At 48.6% G+C, this 17,845-nt stretch carries 14 protein-coding genes; 4 read left to right on the plus strand and 10 right to left on the minus strand.

The annotated features are described in order from the left end of the window. A partial coding sequence (locus tag KDK19_RS13365) for an OmpW family outer membrane protein (RefSeq protein ID WP_306801344.1) occupies positions 1-136 on the plus strand: 136 nt, incomplete at its 5' end. Positions 137-178: 42 nt separating this feature from the next. On the opposite strand, the gene KDK19_RS13370 is transcribed toward KDK19_RS13365, so the two are convergent. The 3 genes from KDK19_RS13370 to KDK19_RS13380 all read right to left on the minus strand — a co-directional run bounded on the left by KDK19_RS13370 (position 179) and on the right by KDK19_RS13380 (position 3,143). Beyond that, positions 179-1,471, minus strand: a complete 1,293-nt coding sequence (locus tag KDK19_RS13370; protein ID WP_257281565.1) for an adenylosuccinate synthase — start codon at positions 1,469-1,471, stop codon at positions 179-181. 136 nt (positions 1,472-1,607) lie between these two features. Next, positions 1,608-2,792, minus strand: a complete 1,185-nt coding sequence (locus KDK19_RS13375) for an ATP phosphoribosyltransferase regulatory subunit (protein WP_257292150.1) — start codon at positions 2,790-2,792, stop codon at positions 1,608-1,610. 120 nt (positions 2,793-2,912) lie between these two features. Further along, positions 2,913-3,143: a DUF2065 domain-containing protein gene (locus tag KDK19_RS13380; protein WP_368736465.1), complete on the minus strand. Its 231-nt coding sequence runs from the start codon at positions 3,141-3,143 to the stop codon at positions 2,913-2,915. A gap of 745 nt (positions 3,144-3,888) precedes the next feature. Here KDK19_RS13380 and KDK19_RS13385 point away from each other — a divergent pair. Continuing rightward, entirely contained in the window at positions 3,889-4,107 is a 219-nt protein-coding gene (locus KDK19_RS13385) for a hypothetical protein (RefSeq protein ID WP_257292151.1), read from the plus strand. Positions 4,108-4,459: 352 nt separating this feature from the next. Next, a complete protein-coding gene (locus tag KDK19_RS13390) occupies positions 4,460-6,514 on the plus strand; it encodes a death domain-containing protein (RefSeq protein ID WP_257292152.1) in 2,055 nt (684 codons plus the stop codon). A gap of 330 nt (positions 6,515-6,844) precedes the next feature. Here KDK19_RS13390 and hflC read toward each other — a convergent pair whose 3' ends face one another. The 5 genes from hflC to miaA form a co-directional block, all read right to left on the minus strand. Next, positions 6,845-7,723, minus strand: coding sequence for a protease modulator HflC (hflC, locus tag KDK19_RS13395; RefSeq protein ID WP_257281562.1), 879 nt, complete (start codon positions 7,721-7,723; stop codon positions 6,845-6,847). After that, a complete protein-coding gene (gene hflK, locus KDK19_RS13400; RefSeq protein WP_257292153.1) occupies positions 7,720-8,898 on the minus strand; it encodes an FtsH protease activity modulator HflK in 1,179 nt (392 codons plus the stop codon). The genes hflC and hflK overlap by 4 nt, the downstream gene beginning before the upstream one ends. 470 nt (positions 8,899-9,368) lie before the next feature. Next, positions 9,369-10,658 carry a ribosome rescue GTPase HflX gene (gene hflX, locus KDK19_RS13405; protein ID WP_257292154.1) on the minus strand — a complete coding sequence of 430 codons (1,290 nt, stop codon included), beginning with the start codon at positions 10,656-10,658 and terminating at the stop codon, positions 9,369-9,371. Positions 10,659-11,017: 359 nt separating this feature from the next. Continuing rightward, on the minus strand, positions 11,018-11,275 hold the full coding sequence (gene hfq / locus KDK19_RS13410; protein WP_034836467.1) for an RNA chaperone Hfq: 258 nt from the start codon (positions 11,273-11,275) through the stop codon (positions 11,018-11,020). Between the two features lie 308 nt (positions 11,276-11,583). Next, complete coding sequence (gene miaA / locus KDK19_RS13415; RefSeq protein ID WP_257292155.1) at positions 11,584-12,555, minus strand: tRNA (adenosine(37)-N6)-dimethylallyltransferase MiaA; 972 nt, start codon at positions 12,553-12,555, stop codon at positions 11,584-11,586. A 248-nt stretch (positions 12,556-12,803) separates the two neighbouring features. Here miaA and KDK19_RS13420 point away from each other — a divergent pair, with 248 nt between their 5' ends. After that, positions 12,804-14,696: an autotransporter domain-containing protein gene (locus tag KDK19_RS13420; protein ID WP_257292156.1), complete on the plus strand. Its 1,893-nt coding sequence runs from the start codon at positions 12,804-12,806 to the stop codon at positions 14,694-14,696. A 124-nt stretch (positions 14,697-14,820) separates the two neighbouring features. Here KDK19_RS13420 and mutL read toward each other — a convergent pair whose 3' ends face one another. Both mutL and KDK19_RS13430 read right to left on the minus strand, forming a co-directional pair. Next, positions 14,821-16,761: a DNA mismatch repair endonuclease MutL gene (gene mutL, locus KDK19_RS13425; RefSeq protein WP_257292157.1), complete on the minus strand. Its 1,941-nt coding sequence runs from the start codon at positions 16,759-16,761 to the stop codon at positions 14,821-14,823. A gap of 70 nt (positions 16,762-16,831) precedes the next feature. Beyond that, entirely contained in the window at positions 16,832-17,773 is a 942-nt protein-coding gene (locus KDK19_RS13430) for a hypothetical protein (RefSeq protein ID WP_257252800.1), read from the minus strand. Positions 17,774-17,845: the final 72 nt, after the last annotated feature.

The raw sequence follows: 17,845 nt of genomic DNA on the forward strand, positions 1-17,845 counted from the left end.
GGCCGTCAATGCTGCCGTATGGTACATGGATATCAATACCACAGCGAAGTTTAAGGACAATGCCGGAAACCGCTATAAGCAGGACGCAGAACCGGACCCATTGGTTTACATGGCCGGTGTTTCTTACAAGTTCTGATGGAGAAGAAATCCCCGCCAGAGAACCCGGCGGGGGGCTGGATCAGCCGAAAGGCTGCTCCAGAATAATGGTTTCTACACGATCCGGGCCGGTAGAAACGATGTGGATCGGTGTTCCCACCACTGCTTCCAAACGACGGATATAGGCACGAGCGTTCTCAGGCAGATCATCCAGACTCCTGGCGCCGAAGGTAGACTCGCTCCAGCCTGGCACTTCTTCGTAAACCGGTTGAATCGTTTCGTATTCTTCAGCATCGACAGGAGTCGTGATCGACTCACCCTGAGCATTCTTGTAGCCGGTGCAGATCCTGATGGTTTCCAGACCATCCAGAACGTCCAGCTTGGTCAGGCAGAGTCCGGACACAGAGTTGATCTGTACAGACTGACGCAGTGCGACAGCGTCAAACCAGCCACAACGACGAGGACGGCCCGTAGTGGCACCAAACTCGTTACCCTTCTTGGCCAGGTGCATACCCACATCGTCAAACAGTTCAGTCGGGAAAGGACCGGAACCGACACGGGTCGTATAAGCCTTGGTGATGCCCAGAACGTAGTCGAGATAAAGAGGGCCAAAACCACTGCCGGTAGAAACGCCACCGGCGGTTGTGTTGGAAGACGTTACGAACGGGTAGGTACCGTGATCGACATCCAGAAGAGAGCCCTGAGCCCCCTCAAACAGGATGTTATCACCCTTGCCATGATGCTCGTGAACCTTGTCGGTCACACGCTCAATCATCGGTTTGATCTGCTCACCCATGGCCAATGCTTCATCCAGAGTCTTCTGGAAATCGACAGTATCAGCCTTGTAGTAGTGCTCCAGAGCAAAGTTATGGTACTCAATGACTTCTTTCAGTTTCCGGGCAAAACGCTCAGGGTGCAGCAGATCTGCAACACGCAGTCCACGACGGGCTACCTTGTCTTCGTAGGCAGGGCCAATACCACGACCGGTGGTACCGATTTTATCCTTGCCACGGGCCACTTCGCGAGCCTGGTCCAGGGCAATGTGATAAGGAAGAATCAGCGGGCAGGACGGGCTGATACGCAGACGTTCACGAACAGGAACACCACTGTCTTCCAACTTATGAATCTCTTTCAGCAAAGCTTCAGGAGACAGCACCACGCCATTACCGATGTAGCATACGACGTCTTCACGCAGAATACCGGAAGGAATCAGGTGCAGAACGGTTTTTTCACCGTCGATCACCAGTGTGTGGCCGGCATTATGGCCGCCCTGGAAGCGCACAACCGCTTCTGCCTGCTCGGTCAGCAGGTCAACGATTTTGCCCTTACCTTCGTCACCCCATTGAGTGCCCAGTACGACAACAGTCTTACCCATGGTAAACGGTCTCTTACTTTCTAGAATAAACAGACATGACAAAGTTCAGTTCAAAAGATTTTCTGAACCAACTCTCATGCATCTGTGACAGGCCGGAAGAAGCTTGATCAACATCAGTTTTGATCAAACTTCCGGGTCATTCTACAACCCACTCTCCGTCACGGCAGACCAGCTGCCGGTCGCAACCCGTGCCCGCAGCGTCTGTCTCTTGTTCGGGCAGTTGGTAAACTACCCGCTGTCCCTGCCGACGCAGTTTCTGCACAACGGCAGGGTCTGCATCAACAGGAGCAAATATCGTCACTCGTTCATCACCGGCATCCGTTTTCAGACTCAGAAGACCTTTCATCTCAATTAATGTCTTCAAGTCAGTACTGAACCCGGTGGCAGGGCGGGCTCTGCCAAAGACTCGCCCAATGCCATCGTATCGACCACCTTTGGCAATCGCCTGCCCCTTTCCGGGAACATAGGCCGCAAACACGACGCCTGTATGATAGTTATAACCGCGCAACTCACCCATATCGAGGTAGAGGTTGGCTGACGGGTAAAGCTCAGCGACCCTGCCAGCAATCACTTCCAACTGGTCGAGCGCTTTGAAAACTGCCTCTGGCGCGTCTTTCAGTAACGCACGGGCATCATTTATCACACTGGCATGACCTGTCAGGGATGCCAGCGCTTGAAACATGCTTGCAGTACCCGAACAGATTTGCCAGCTAGCCAGCAGCTCAGACACTTCGCACGCTGCTTTTCTTTGCAGAGCATCAAACAGTTTCTGCTCCTGTTGTTCGCTCAGTCCGGCATATTCCACCAGTGAACGATAGATCCGGACATGACCCAGGTCGAGGTTCACAGACTCAATACCGACCGCTGCCAGTGTTTCCAGCATCAGGGAAATAACTTCAATATCACTCTCAACACCGCTATGACCGTAAAGTTCAGCACCCAGCTGAATGGGGGACCTTGTGGCTCCCAGCGACGCCGAACGGGTGTGAAAAACACTGCTCGCGTAACAAAGTCGAACCGGCCCTTTTTCTTTCAGGGTGTGAGCGTCAATTCTGGCAACGGCTGGCGTGGTATCCGCCCTCAAACCCATCGTTCTGCCCGTGAGTTGATCCGTCACTTTAAACGTCTGCAACTCCAGATCGTGACCCACGCCGGCTGTCAGTGACTCCATGAACTCCAGATGCGGAGGCATCACCAGTTCGTAGCCCCAGCCATCGAATAAATCCAGCATCTCACGACGCAGCATTTCTGCCTGACGCGCTCTTGGAGCGAGAATTTCCTCAATGCCATCTGGCAATAACCAGCGATCTGCGACGGTCATAACAGCCCTCTTTTTTTCGCTTTTTACCACTGTTCCCGGAGCCTGACTGAGAATAGACTGCCGACCTCACTTCGGGCGCTATTCTCAGTCAGGCTCCCAGAGCGATAGATTATTTCGCCCTTACGTGAGCATACTCAGGATTATGAGTCCTACCAACATGCTGCCAAAGCCTGCCATACGCAGCTGCCGGTTATCAATCTCTGACAGCTTTGTAACCATATTGCGCCAGCGCTGGGGATAAAGGAAAGGCAAGACGCCTTCCAGAATCAGCATGAGACTGAAGGCTATGCCCAGATGTTGCAACATATCCACAGATGACTCCCCAAAGCTTTCCAGTCCGGACAGGTCCACAAAAAAACCGGGCAGAACCCGGTTTGCGGTATCATACCACTGGCTGAAGCAGAGTTCACGACCAGCTATCGATTATTTATCATTCTCTGGCTTGTCAGGAAGCTCAGCAACACTGTTTCTTTCCTTTATTGTCACATATCACAAACCGGGTCCCACCCGGTTTTTTTGAGCCTATCCCCTGGGGAGTGTTCATCTGGATATGATGAAACATCGGGGCACAGCCTTCAGTCTCATGCTGATTCTGCTGGATGACGTATTGCCAAGAATGCTTCCCCGGTGCTGGAGTAACCAAAGGTGGGCCTGAATGTCTTTCCTTCTTTTCTTTATTTCCCGGGCACGAAGAAGCCTGGCTTCGATTATAAATAAAACGGCTTCAGATTTAGGGTCTATTGTTATGCCTCAACAATAAAAATCTATGGGCAAATTCAATCATGAAAGCAGTAAGATTTCTCACCATGCCGCGCCTGTTTATGTTACTCATTCTATCTGTCATGTTGCCGGTGTCCGGCCACAGTTCTTATGTTTCTTACGTTTCCAACCTGTTGAGCTGGACAGGATGGGGAGGCTCTTTCACACCCCTGAAGACATCAGAACTTATTAGCAAAATGTCGTTTATGGAGAACAGTCCGCCGCTTCACCTTGTTTACGATCTCAAGACTACTTACGATAAAAGCAAGCCAGCAGGACTGGAAAAAAATCAGCTATATGTCAGCCTGGATAGCAAGGCAGGCGATATATTTCATTTTTGTTTCAGAACTCCCCCCTCGCCATCTACGGAACATTTTCCCTCACCACCAGTGATTACAGAGGCTTCAACAGGACAGGGTATGCCGGATATTCAGGCTGGGAAAATGAGGCTGGTCGAACTCACACCAGACAGAAGCGGCTGGCAACACGAGTATCTGGCCAGATGGCGTTTACCGGCAGGAAAATCGTCGCTAGTGCTGTCGGTTCAAGACAATAGCAATCAATGGAGTATACAACCGGATTGTAGCGGTATTTTTTCGGAGCACACCGTTTTACCGTCACCCTCCGATGACAACACCCCTGTTAGCAATAGTTCCGGCAGTACAAAGCGATCATTTGTCGATATTTTTTTCCGTACCCCCCAGGCTCCTGAAAATGAGTTCAATAATCTTGACGACACCAGCCACTCCAATACGCCTTTTGCAATACCCGGAACCCCTGATGTCACCGATAACAGCGAGCCATACGCAAACTCTGGCGGCGGCGGTTTTGGTGGCGGCGATGATTTAGACGATTTATTTAAAAAAAGGCCGGGAGGTGGTATCGCTCCGCTTTTTTCTTTTGAACTGATGAGTAATCTGGTCAGCAGAGTGATCCTGGTGCGCCTACCCGACGCTAACGATCAGCTCGTTAAGAAACGGGTTTGGGAAACCCGGATTGTTCTCAAAATCAAACGGGGTTGGAATGAGCAGAACGTCCTTATTTCACAGCAACTGTGGGATAAGATAAGGGGTGCAAACCTTGAACGGAATTCGGGACTGTTTTTGGCATTACTCAGGAGTCCGAATAATCCGGAAGCAGCATTTGATCATTACCTGAGTAACAACCCACAACAGACAGAGGACTACCGTGGTTATGCAGAACAAGAGTTCATTTTAAGCCCAAAACAATTACGCAGTGTGTCAGTCTTTCCGGGCAGCTGCCCAGAGGGGATCGGCTGCCCAACAGGGACTGAAACGATCGAAAAAGGTGTTTCCAGAGTTAATTTAAATGCCCCTCCCTCCTACAGCCAATCTCAAGCAGACTATCTTCATCAAAAGCGACACGCCCACGGTGGAAGCGGAAATGGGGAAGACGATGGTTCCGGTGGGGCACCAAACACCAGAATTTGCCAAACTTGTCAGAAAAACCGACCTATATTCTACGACAATATGTGCTTTGATTGCGCTAATGCCGGAATGGTTGCATTTGAGCAGAATCTTAGCGGACCACCTCCTATCGTAAGAAACAAGGAAATACCGGTGGCCTTGGCAAAAGTGGTTGATACCTCAGCTATCAAAATATTACGCTGGCTCGTTGATTTGGTCTACGAAGGACGGGAATTGAATCTTTTTCACCACAGCATGTTCTACCAGAAGTATGAGCTTTATAACCTTTTAACTGAAAGCTTTTTGTCGCACAAAGAGACTCTGGAAAGATTTCATAAGTACTGGGTTAAATTTTCCAGAGGTCAATTATCTGCTGGCAGTTTGATTCTTCAGGTCGGGGCACTGGCGAATAATCATGGAATCGATAAGCATACTGAGGTAGCAAGAATTGTTAAAACACTTGCCCGTCACAGGGACATATTTGAAACCAAAGATCACTTGGATAAATTAAAAGAAAACAGATTAGAAAATGAGCTGACAGGCAATAACCTTGTAACACACAATGAGCTATATAATCTCGTATATTCACGCGTAGATAATCAAAAGATAAAAGAATTAATAGATTTCATTTATCAAATATTCAAACAAACCAGTGATTTGCTAACAGAGGAAACGGTTCCTTCTAAACAGGATACATTTACACATTTAGGCACCTTATCCAGAAAGCTGAATAGAGATTATGGTTTTGGCTTTCCGGTTTATAATGATGGGAAGATAGACATTAAGCCCTGGGGCATGGGACTATATACTTTTATTACTCAATCTAACAGGTATCGATTAGAAAGAAATATACAATCTCAAACACTTGATGGCCTTGGATTTGATGTCTCTGACGATAATCCATCCACACCTGAACAGGTTAAAGCTATAGTTACCGGTTTGGCTATTTTAAGCTCAACACTCTCGGGATATTACGGTTTCACACAAAAACTTTCTCTGGATCAACGTGAGCTTTTCGTTAACTTTTCCAAGCTTGCCAGAAAAGAGCTTGTTAATTTTCTGGAATCAACCAGTTCAGATCAAAAAAATGCGTTCATAAGTAGTATGTTTTTCGTCTTTGGCGAGATTCCCAGAGAGCTGGCTGATGAACTGACTCAGGAACAGCCACCTTCACTTGTCAGGGGCGCGCAGGCACCTCTGCAAGCATCAGTACATCGCCAGTATGAGCAAACAACAGGATACACTCTGGACTCGCCTCTACCTAAAGAAATATTCACGGATTATGGTTACAAGATAGGTACTAATTGGAAAATGTTTGCCAGACGTACGGAAGTGGATTTTGAAGAATATCAGTTGGACGCTATTGATACCGACAACAGACAAGTTACGGAAAAGGTAATGAAGATGCTGAATCAATGGAAGCAACGCTCTCGTCGACCTATTACCTTTAGAGACTTCCTATATGTCCTTAAAAAAATAGACCGAAATGATATTAGAAACTCGATAGAAAAAAAATATAATCTTCCTCAAATATAGAGTTTTAAAAAACAGTAGTTTCACTGTTTAATTCATATTCAGTCAAGAGCAACCATCTCAATATTGCAAAACAAGAGATGGTTGTATCTGATCACAGATTCATCCTTCAGGAGCCCGCCTCCTATACAATTTTTCTGGCCAGAATGCGGTCACCAAAACATCTACCACTACCACAGTTTTTTAACTGCTATTTGAAGTTTACTGGATAGGCCCACAAAAAAGCCGGGCAGAACCCGGTTTGCGACATCACAACACTCACTGAAGTAAGGGCAGCAGCATCGTTTCAGTCCATCCGGACCTCTGCAATGCCGTACCCGGCAGCCTGAACACTTACTTTTTGCTGCCTGACTGATTGTTCAGATAGTTGAAGAAGTCATTGTCAGGCTCCAGCAACAGGATGTCGCCTTTACTGTCAAAAGACCCTTTATAAGCTTGGAGGCTACGATAGAAAGCGTAAAATTCAGGATCCTGACGATAAGCCTTAGCATAAACTTCTGCCGCCTTGGCATCACCATCACCTCGAACAATCTCAGCTTCTTTATAGGCATCTGCCTGAATAACGCGCTGTTCGCGGTCCGCATTAGCACGGATACCTTCGGCCATTTCCTGACCTTTAGAGCGGTATTCCTGAGCTTCTTTTTCACGCTCGGAAGACATACGTTCGAATACCGAGTCACTGACCTGAGGTGGCAGGTCGACTTTCTTAACCCGGACATCAACCACAGTCACACCCAGCTCTTCCCTGGCCACTTTATCGAGATTACTGGTGATATCATTCATCAGCTTATCACGCTGACCGGATACCACCTCGTTCAGTGTCAAACCACCAAACTTGTTACGCATTCTGGATTCAGCACGCTGAGAAAGCAGTGTGTTAGCACGAAAAATATCACCAGCTGTAGACTTGTAGAATTTGGCTACATCCGCAATTCGCCACTTGATGTAGGAATCCACAATAACGGCTTTCTGTTCCAGCGTCAGGAAGCGCTCAGATGGCACCTCGAGGTGTTGCAGACGGGCATCAAAAATGCGCACGTTATCCACGAACGGGAATTTAAAGTGCAGACCCGGCTTGAGATTCGGATTCACCAGCTGACCAAAACGCAGCTGCACAGCGCGCTCACGCTCGCTGATAACAAAGAGACAACTCCAAGCCAGAACCAAGATGACAAGACCGGCGATCAGGGCTGTAAAACCTTTCTGATTCATCGACCAACCCTCCCACTGCTACGTGCACTGTTCACTCGCTTGCTCAGCTCCTCTGCAACGCGATTACTGATGTCAGACAAATCCTGACTGCTCAGCTCAGATGGCTGGGCTGGCATGGATGACTTGCCCTGGGTCAGTCTATCCAGTGGCAGGTAGATCATATTATTGCCACCCTTGACATCCACCAGTACCTTGCTGGTGTTCTTCAGAACTTCTTCAACAGTTTCGATGTAGAGACGCTCACGTGTCACTTCAGGTGCACGTTTGTACTCTGTCAGCAGCTTGGAGAAACGATCAGATTCACCTTCAGCTCTGGCAATGACCTCATCGCGGTACGCATTTGCCTCTTCAATAGTCCGCTGAGCTTTACCACGGGCCTCAGGAATAACCTTGTTAGCGTATGCTTCCGCCTTATTCTTGGCACGCTGTTCGTCTTCCCGGGCACGGATAACATCATCAAAAGCGGCCTGAACTTCTTTTGGAGGCTGGGCACTTTCAATGTTGACTTTCCCAATGCGCAGCCCTGTACCATAGTTTTCCTGGTACTCCTGCAAACGAGTACGAACTTCCTGCCCCAGAACTTCACGTCCCTGGGTCAGTACCTGATACATCTCAGAGCTGCCGACGACATGGCGCAGAGCACTCTGAGTGGCCTGTTCAAGACTCATCAGTGGCTTGGCGACGTTCAGAACATAATTTTTAACGTCTTCAATGTTGTATTGGACAGACATGGAGACTTCAACAATGTTTTCGTCTTCAGTCAGCATCTGCTGTCTCAGGTTATAGGTACGAAGTTCAGTCACCTTTTCCTGAAACTTGCTTTCAAAAGGTGGGAAATACATGTGAAGACCCGGACCAACGGTCTCGGTATATACCCCGAAACGCAAAATAACAGCACGCTCTTTTTCATCGACGGTGTAAATTGCGTTCCACAGATAGGCGACAATTGCCAGAACTATGATTCCGATAAACATTCCTGAAGAAGAACCGGAGTCATTGCCCCCTCTGCCTGAACTGCCTCCGCTCTTGCCACCACCAAACATTGAGTTCAGTTTGTCCTGCAGTTTGCGGAATGCCTCGTCCAGATCAGGTGGCCCCTGATTTTTGCCACCACCGTTATTTTTTCCACTACCCCATGGATCCTGGCTGTTTCCACCCGGCTCGTTCCAGGCCATATATGTCTCCGTAGAGTCAGTAACGAATTCTCTGCCCAGCTGATGCGTCAGGACTTGGATGGTCCAAACTGGCTCTGTGAGCAAACTATTTTGCTGTAAAGCTGATCCTCGCCATCACGACAGGGTTATTCTCTTTACAACAGTACAAAAAAACCCATAAGGCGATCGGCCTGACAGATCTGTGAACGTGACCTTGCCCGGACAGGCGTATTGTCTCCCCGGTCGTGATCCCCGAAGGCTTGACTGGAAGAGTGAATATTCAGCACTTTTCCAACACCACGACTTTCGGCTACAGACCAGTTGTGTCGTTCCGGGAGCCTGTCTAACTCAAGCTTTCGAGTATGAAATTATCTCAGGTCTGACAGGACTCCTAGGCCAGATTGTAGAGTTTGGACAGCAGGAAGTGCAAGCTCATATTAGTAATCACCGCATCTTCCTGACACATCACTGACTATTCGGTAACAATAATCCTACCCTTCTATCAGGCAATCTGCCTGCAACCCTTCCTGTTTAGCGACACGGTCAAAGTCACTTCTGGGCATACGGATAGCCAGCAAGAGTTCACCATTGTCAGAATACTCTTCTGACTGAATGGCACCCATTTGGTACAAACGTGCTCTCACTTTTCCTTGGGCAGCCTTCAGCAGCAGACGCCCCTGAACCATATCATCGCCCAGCAATTCGGTAATAGCCTGTTCGATTAACTCCAGACCCACACCGTCTTTTGCAGAGACCCAGACCCTTTCAGGTCGTCCATTATCATCACGCTGGATTTTAGGCGTTACCTCAGCCAGCAGATCAATCTTGTTATAGATCTGCAGTGCGGGTACTTCATTGGCATCAATTTCTTTGAGAACCTCATGCACTTCCCTGATGTTTTCCAGACGTTCCGGATCATGAGCATCGATCACATGCAACAGCAAATCTGCCTGACGGGTTTCTTCCAGAGTCGCCCGAAAGGCTTCGACCAGCTTATGAGGCAGGTGTCGAATAAATCCTACCGTATCCGCCAAAATCACCGGCCCCAGATCGGCAAGATCCAGCCTTCTCAAGGTTGGGTCCAGTGTGGCAAACAACTGATCCTGCGCATAAACATCCGACTGAGTCATGCTATTGAATAATGTAGATTTGCCCGTGTTGGTATAACCCACCAGAGAAACCTGCGGCACTTCTGCCCTCTTTCGGGAACGGCGCCCCTGAGCACGCTGCTTACGAACTTTTTCCAATCGGCGGGTAATGCTCTTGATTCTCGCCCTCAGCAATCTGCGGTCAGTCTCCAACTGGGTCTCACCCGGCCCCCGCAGACCAATACCCCCTTTCTGCCTCTCCAGGTGAGTCCAGCCACGGATCAGACGGGTACTCATGTATTCAAGCTGAGCCAATTCAACCTGCAGCTTACCCTCAAAGGTTCTGGCACGCTGAGCAAAAATATCCAGAATCAGTCCGGTGCGGTCGATGACGCGGCATTCCAGCTCTTTTTCAAGGTTTCTGGCCTGACTAGGCGACAAAGCGTGATTAAACAGAACAATTTCAGCCCTTTGCTGAAACACGGATTGACGGATTTCTTCGACTTTGCCAGGACCCACAAAATAGCGGGGAGAAGGAGACCGCACGTTCACTGTGATAAAAGCCAGAGTTTCAACACCAGCGGAACGAACCAGCTCCATAAATTCCTGCGGATCTTCCCGTTCCTTGTCTTCACTCATATCCGGATGAACAAGGATTGCACTTTCACCACCTTCATGGCGTTCAAAAAACAAACAGAACTCCTGAAATTATTTTCTTTCACAAGGGACCAGTGACCATAAAGCAGACGTCGTTCCCGGATGACTCAAGACCAGATGGCATTATGGCAGGACGACAATGTTTCTCTTATGGCTGCTAACTGCGACCGGAACCATTCATTTACGCAGCAGAGAGTATTAAACGACCTGAATTATTCGTTAAAAACAAGCTGCCAGCGTGTCAGTATACCGCCCGATTATTGTTCTACACAGCTGTTTCTTCCATATGACACTGTTCATAGTGGAAAATGCTTCAATCGTAGACGCAGTGTTTATAAAACTCTTAAACGTCAAAAGGCGCTACGAAAGCGCCTTCTAATCAACCAGCAAAAAGTTTATTCCTGCTCGTCGTGCTCGGCCATGCCTTCCTGCCCCTGCATCGGCAGACGTACCGGACGGCTTGGCACTACAGTTGATACTGCGTGCTTGTAAACCATCTGGCTAACAGTGTTTTTCAGAAGGATTACGAACTGATCGAATGATTCGATCTGTCCCTGGAGTTTGATGCCGTTTACCAGGTAAATGGAAACCGGCACGCGCTCTTTACGCAGCACATTAAGGTAAGGGTCTTGTAGAGAATGCCCTTTTGACATTTCTGTACTCCTTATTAATTCTCGGGTTTTTGAATAGCCTTTGTTCACTTCTAGTTGGGCTATTCGCTCGACCGGCAGTGCCAGTACCTGATTGTTCAATCTGTGTACAGCCCAGAAATTCAGCCGGGCAACAGTAAGCGAAGCCCCACACTGCCATCAATAGGTAATACTAGCTACTCATACCGGACCTGCAGAAACTATTGCAGGTGCTCACGTACCAGCCTTTTCCAATACACTTTGTCAAGGATGTAACCAATACAAAGCCGGGGCCAGAAGAGTTATACAGAAATCACACTTCTTATTATTCCTTATTTGAGGACGGGCTTCAGCCATTTTAAGGCTTCTTCTAACCGGTTTTCCGACATACTGTCCAGCCAGTGTATATCGGGCCAGCTTCTGAGCCAGGTCAACTGTCGCTTGGCCAGTTGCCGGGTAGCGACCACGCCTTTTTCCACCATGGTGGAGTAATCCATCTCCCCTTCAAGATATCTCCAGACCTGGCGATAACCCACCGCTCTGATGGAAGGCAGTGAAATATCCAGATCTTCCCTCTCATAAAGAGCCCTGACTTCATCCATGAAGTTACGCTCCAGCATCAGCCTGAAACGGGTTTCAATGCGCTGATGAAGTATTGATCGATCCTTGGGAGCAATAGCCAGATTGACTACATTATATGGCAGTCGACTGGCTTGTTGCTCCAGATGCCAACGGGAAAGTACCTTACCTGTCGCATAATAGACTTCCAGTGCCCTTTGCAGGCGCTGAGTATCCGTCGCTTTAATACGAAGAGCGGCTACAGGGTCGACAATCTGAAGCTCTTCATGAAGCGCCTGCCAGCCCTCAGACTCTGCCCTGCCCATCAATATTTCCCTGATTTCAGGATCCGCGGCTGGCAGGGGTGCCAGACCATCCCGAAGCGCCTTGAAATAAAGCATGGTACCTCCCACAAGAAGAGGTATGTTTCCCTTATTAGTAATTTCCGTCATTTCCCTGAGAGCATCCTTACGAAAGTCAGCTGCAGAATAAGGCTCGGAAGGATCCCGGATATCAATCAACCGATGAGGAGCCTGAGCCAGCTCCTGCGCAGAGGGCTTAGCTGTTCCTATATCCATGCCTTTGTAGACCAGTGCCGAATCAACACTGATCAACTCACAGGGAAGCTGCTCTGCCAGCTGGATAGCCAGATCGGTTTTGCCGGATGCAGTGGGCCCCATCAGGAAAATAGCCGGTGGCAGTTTTTCTTCAGAAGAGACCCTCTGTGTACTCGGTTCGGATGCCATAAACAGAAAAATAAAGCGTTATTAGGAAAACGGGTAGCCGAGTGTACCTGAAGCGTTCCCGGGTTCAAAAGCTATAGACTGGAAATTTATGAAAGAGTTCCGCGAAACTGACCGGGGATGGCAAAAATTTTTTAGCAATTTGTTGCTACCACAGTAAGGCAGTCTATTCTCGAACAGACCCTTGGTTTAATTGGAGCACAGGAACAATGGAATGACCGACGCCAACTGATCGAAAAAACAGGTTTATCATGAAAGCAGTCCCGTTTTTAAAGCCCTCTTACCGAAAAGTACTTTTAGCAGCAGCTCTTTCTTTAACGCTATCCCCTGTAAATGCAAATGAACTTTATAGTCAGTTTTTTAGTTTTGGGGACAGTATCTCAGATACCGGCAACCTGAAAATCCCTTTTTCCGGGCGTTTGTTCCCACTCACTTTCTCAGACAAAACTTTATACAATCAGAATATTGCCAGCACAATGGGGCTTGATCTTAGCCCTTCTGTGACGGGTGGCAATAACTTTGCCGTGAGTGGCAACTCCAGTGAGGAAATTCTTTTATCAATCACGTCTGACAGCCCGTACACGCCATTAAATCCAGAGCAATTTTTCCAGGCTCAAAAGCAAAATACCTTCTTCATGAGAAACCAGGGGCAGGCAGATAAAAAAGCCATGTACATGGTTTTGGGAGGCAGCAATGATGTGGTATTTGTGGTGCATCAGCTTCGGACACCCCGGGAAGTTGCTCAAAACATGGTGGGCAGTGTCAATGCTCTCCAAAGCTATGGCGCTCGTTATATCGTTTTGCTCAATGTTCCCAATCTTGGAGAAACACCAGGAGGAGAGCGTGAGTTATCTGGCACCCGTGACCAACTCAGTATGGCCAGTAAAGCGATTGATGACGCCGTCCTCACAGAGCTCCGAAAGTCCAGTGCCAATATCTTCTATATGAATCTGTCTGGTCTGGTTACAGAGGTGTCTGATAACGCGGCAGCCTTCGGTTTCATTGATCTTTCCTCTGAAAATACCGATATCACCTGTATGGTTAAGGGTGAGCCAATTGGCGTCCCATGCAGAGCGCCTGATCAGGGGGGAGACCAGAGAGAACGCATCACAACGGGGGTTGCACAGAAGTCAATATTCTGGGATGGCCTGCACCCCTCCAGCGTCATGCACAAAATAGGCAGCGATTATATTTTGTCGGCCATCAGGGGGGCCACCGAAGTCGGCGGCTTGCCAAGAATTGCAGACTCTCACTCAACCACACTGAATAACAATATTTTCAATGAACTGGCACAGCATCGCTGGAAAGACGCGGAATCAGGCACCTTGTCATTTTTTGGCGGCGGAGCCGGAGTAGAAAACCAGATTTATGACGCTGTTGGCAGGAAAGCCAATAACAACAAGGGCTATGTCATCCATGCGGGCCTGCACTACCAATTGACAGAAGCACTCAGGCTGGGTATCGCCATACAGGGTGCTGAAACTCGATACACACCCGAGCAATCCAACTATAAAACCGACAGTCTCGGCGGCAGTCTTTTTGCAAGTTACCAGGGAGAGAGGTTCTTTTCCAATGCAGCAGTGAACTATTTCGACCTCGATTATAAAAATAAGCGTGGTTTCCGTTTAGGTGCCCTGACACGTAAAGAAAGTAGCTCCACTGCGGGCAAGCTCTATGGATTAACACTGGATACGGGCTATGCACTTTACGACAATGGTAATATAAAAGCAGGCCCCGTCGTTTCCGCCAGTTATCATAAATCATCAGTAGATGGCTTTACCGAGTCCGGAAACAATCTCTCTTCCATGGTATTCGGGGATCAGGAGCTGGACTTCAAGAATGCAGCAGCAGGTGTTTTTCTGGATGCCATTAACGACAGAACGCGTCTGGGCATTCAGGTTGATTACAACAAGGATCTCAATGATGACGACCTGAGAACCATTGACCTGCGACAGAAAATAGCTCGCCGTACGGCCTATCTACCCGCTGATATCACTAGCAACGATGCCTGGCGAATGAAGGTGAGAGTGGGGCACAGCCTGACAGCCGATATGGAAGTTTACGGCAGCTACCAGTTCAGCAAGGCAGATGACTATCAGACCGATTATCAGGCCCTGCAACTAGGTATATCCTGGTCCATCTAAAGTCAGAGTTTTCTCGAATTGGGCTGTCTGGTTATTCTGTCAAAGGCTGTGGATGGTTTGTTGGAGCGGAAAGGATAGTCAGACAGCCCTGCTTTCTTGGCGGATACACTGGCTCCGGGGTAAATTAGCGCCCTCTCAAAAACAGTTTGTCCAGCTGATCCAGTGTCAATAAGGTCCAGGTGGGTCTTCCATGGTTACACTGTCCGCTGCGTTCTGTCCGCTCCATGTCCCTGAGCAGAGCATTCATTTCTTCGGTTGAAAGACGACGATTAGCTCGTACTGAACCATGACAGGCCATGGTGGCCAGTACCTCATTCATCTGACTTTCCACACGATCACTGTCACCGTGCTGTATCAGATCTGAAAGCACATCACGGACCAGCTTTTCTACATCAGCATTGTGAAGCATAACCGGCAACTGACGCACCAAAAGTGTTTCTGGTCCCATTCGCTCAAGCGCCAATCCAAGCTTTTTGAAGTACTCATAATTTTCTTCGGCACAGGTCGCCTCACGATCACTGACAGCAATTGATTTTGGCACCAACAGAGGCTGGGCTTTAATACCATCGGCATGCCAGGAAATTTTCATCCGTTCATAAGTAATGCGTTCGTGAGCAGCATGCATGTCGACCAGAATCATCCCCTGCTCGTTCTCAGAGAGAATATAAATACCTTTCAGTTGTGCTATGGCGTAGCCCAGGGGTGGGATATCTGCCGTCTGTTCTGGCAGATTTACGGAGGCAGACTGTTCGGCTGGAGTATCATTGATGGCTGAGGGCTGATCTTCCTGAAGAGGGCTTCGCTCCGTGGCACCTGAAGCATAAAGCTCACCGTATGCCTGAATCTGCTTCTGAATTTGATCTGGCAGAGGTGTTTCTCTTGCTTGTCTTGCACCTGAAAACGCTGACGGCTGCCCTGAAGCTGCACTATAAGAAAAGGAGGGACTGGCTGGAGCCGGGGACAGTTTCATACTTTCCTGACTCTTGAATTCGCCTCCTTCAATACCTGAGGCTTGGCTTTTGGGCTGTAAAGACAGAGCCGCTGAAGGCAGTTGATCTTCTGGAGACACTTCTCCCAGAGCACGATGCAACGTACTGAACAGGAAGTTATGGACTGTTCGACCATCCCTGAATCGGACCTCGTGCTTGGTTGGGTGAACGTTAACATCCACCTGCGCCGGATCAAGCTCAAGATACAAGACAAAGGTTGGATGTCTACCCCCATAAAGCACATCACGATAGGCTTGACGAACAGCATGTGCGACCAGTTTATCTCTGATTACCCGGCCGTTAACAAAGAAGTACTGAAGATCAGCGCTGGAACGGGAAAACGTTGGTAATCCTACCCATCCCCAAAGCTTTAGATTTGAAACCTCGACATCAACAATCACCGAGTTTTCAATAAACTTTGGTCCACACAGGGACGCTACCCGGCGATCTTTCTCAGCTTGTGTGCTGCAGGGTCTTAGTTGATGAATACTGCGCTGGTTATGCCTCAGGCCAAACCCTACATCAAACCGGGACAAGGCCAAACGTTTTACGACTTCTTCGAGATGGGAAAACTCTGTTTTTTCTGTCCGCAGGAATTTCCGCCGCGCAGGTGTATTAAAAAACAGATCCTTGACTTCAATTGTCGTACCCACGGGGTGGGGCGCTGGATTTAAAACAGCTTCCATATCACGCCCTTCCGAACGAACCTGCCAGCCCGACTCCTGACCATCAACATGAGACGTTAATGTTAAGCGTGAAACCGAACTAATGGATGCCAGAGCTTCACCGCGAAAACCCAGGGTGCCGACACCTTCCAGGTCTTCCAGTTCAGAAATCTTACTGGTTGCATGTCTCGACAGGGCTAATGCCAGATCATCTTTGGCAATGCCATGTCCGTCATCACGAATACGGATTAATTTGACACCACCACTTTCTACTTCGACATTCACTCGTTTTGCGCCGGCATCAAGACTGTTTTCCAGCAGTTCTTTAACAACCGATGCAGGACGTTCAACCACCTCACCGGCAGCAATCTGGTTAGCAAGGCGGGTATCGAGTAAACGGATAGGTTTCATAGAGGTAGGTCAATCAGTCCGGTTTTATTGCCAGAAAGACTATCAGTCTCCATCAACTTTTGCCAAGTGGTTAGAATCCTGAAAGACTGAACGCTAAAGTTGGCACCCAACTAATGGTAAGATCCACCAGCGCAGGTGTGGCATTGTGGTCGTAATACAGCGCAGAAATCTCTTCCCTGAAATCCTTGAGTCGCCAGAGTGCCAGCATTGCCGGAATAAACTGATAACCCGGAGTGGAGTACCCCAGCAGTGTCAATGCTGGCAATAATGGACCGGTAGAACCACAAATCTGCGCTATCTGCAGGATACGCCGTCCAATGTTTTCGTTGACTTCATAATCAACCTGATTTTTCAGAACGCTCTTAAGACCTGTCTTTAGCTGTTCTACCTTCTCCTCTGAGACAACATCGGTTACGACTCCCTTAACTTTGCCTGCTGCCGGAGACAGAGTATCGACTACTTTGAACAGAAACTCCCACACTTTATTTTCAAGCTCTCTCACAGGCATACCGGTCAGCGTATCAATCACTGGAGCTTCTTCCGGCTCTTTTTGTTCTGTTATCTGTTCTGCCAGAACTTCCGGTTCGCCGGCCAGCCCGCGCTTTTTTTCCTGAGCTTCCAGCTCCCTTTGTACTTCTTTCTGCTTCCAAATCTGCTCAGGCATCAATAAACGTTGCCCGATAGCAACAGACCGGGGTGCAGAAGGTCCAGCCCCCCCTCTGACGACCAAATCAATAACAGGGTACTCTGTAATCACCTCATAGGATTCCAGCAAATCTGACAGATCGACTTTAGGCTCCTCAAGGCCGGGGGGAGAAAACGCCAGATTTTCAAACTCGGCAATGGACCGACTATCCAGCTTGGTAAAGGTATCGCTGAAAACCCGATACCCAGGCCGATTGACCCGGTTGTTCTCATTAAAAAGGTTATCCTGACCACGGTTCGACAGGTCATTGGATGATGACTGGTTCAGATGGGTGGGTAATGAGTGAACTAACGCCCTCAAATGCATAACCGGTTCCCCCCGGGATTTTTCACATAATGACACTTTATGGGAAAAAGCCCGGGAAGGAACTGACTAGCC

Origin of the sequence: Endozoicomonas sp. ONNA1 (genome assembly GCF_024606325.1) — a bacterium.
GTDB lineage: Bacteria > Pseudomonadota > Gammaproteobacteria > Pseudomonadales > Endozoicomonadaceae > Endozoicomonas_A.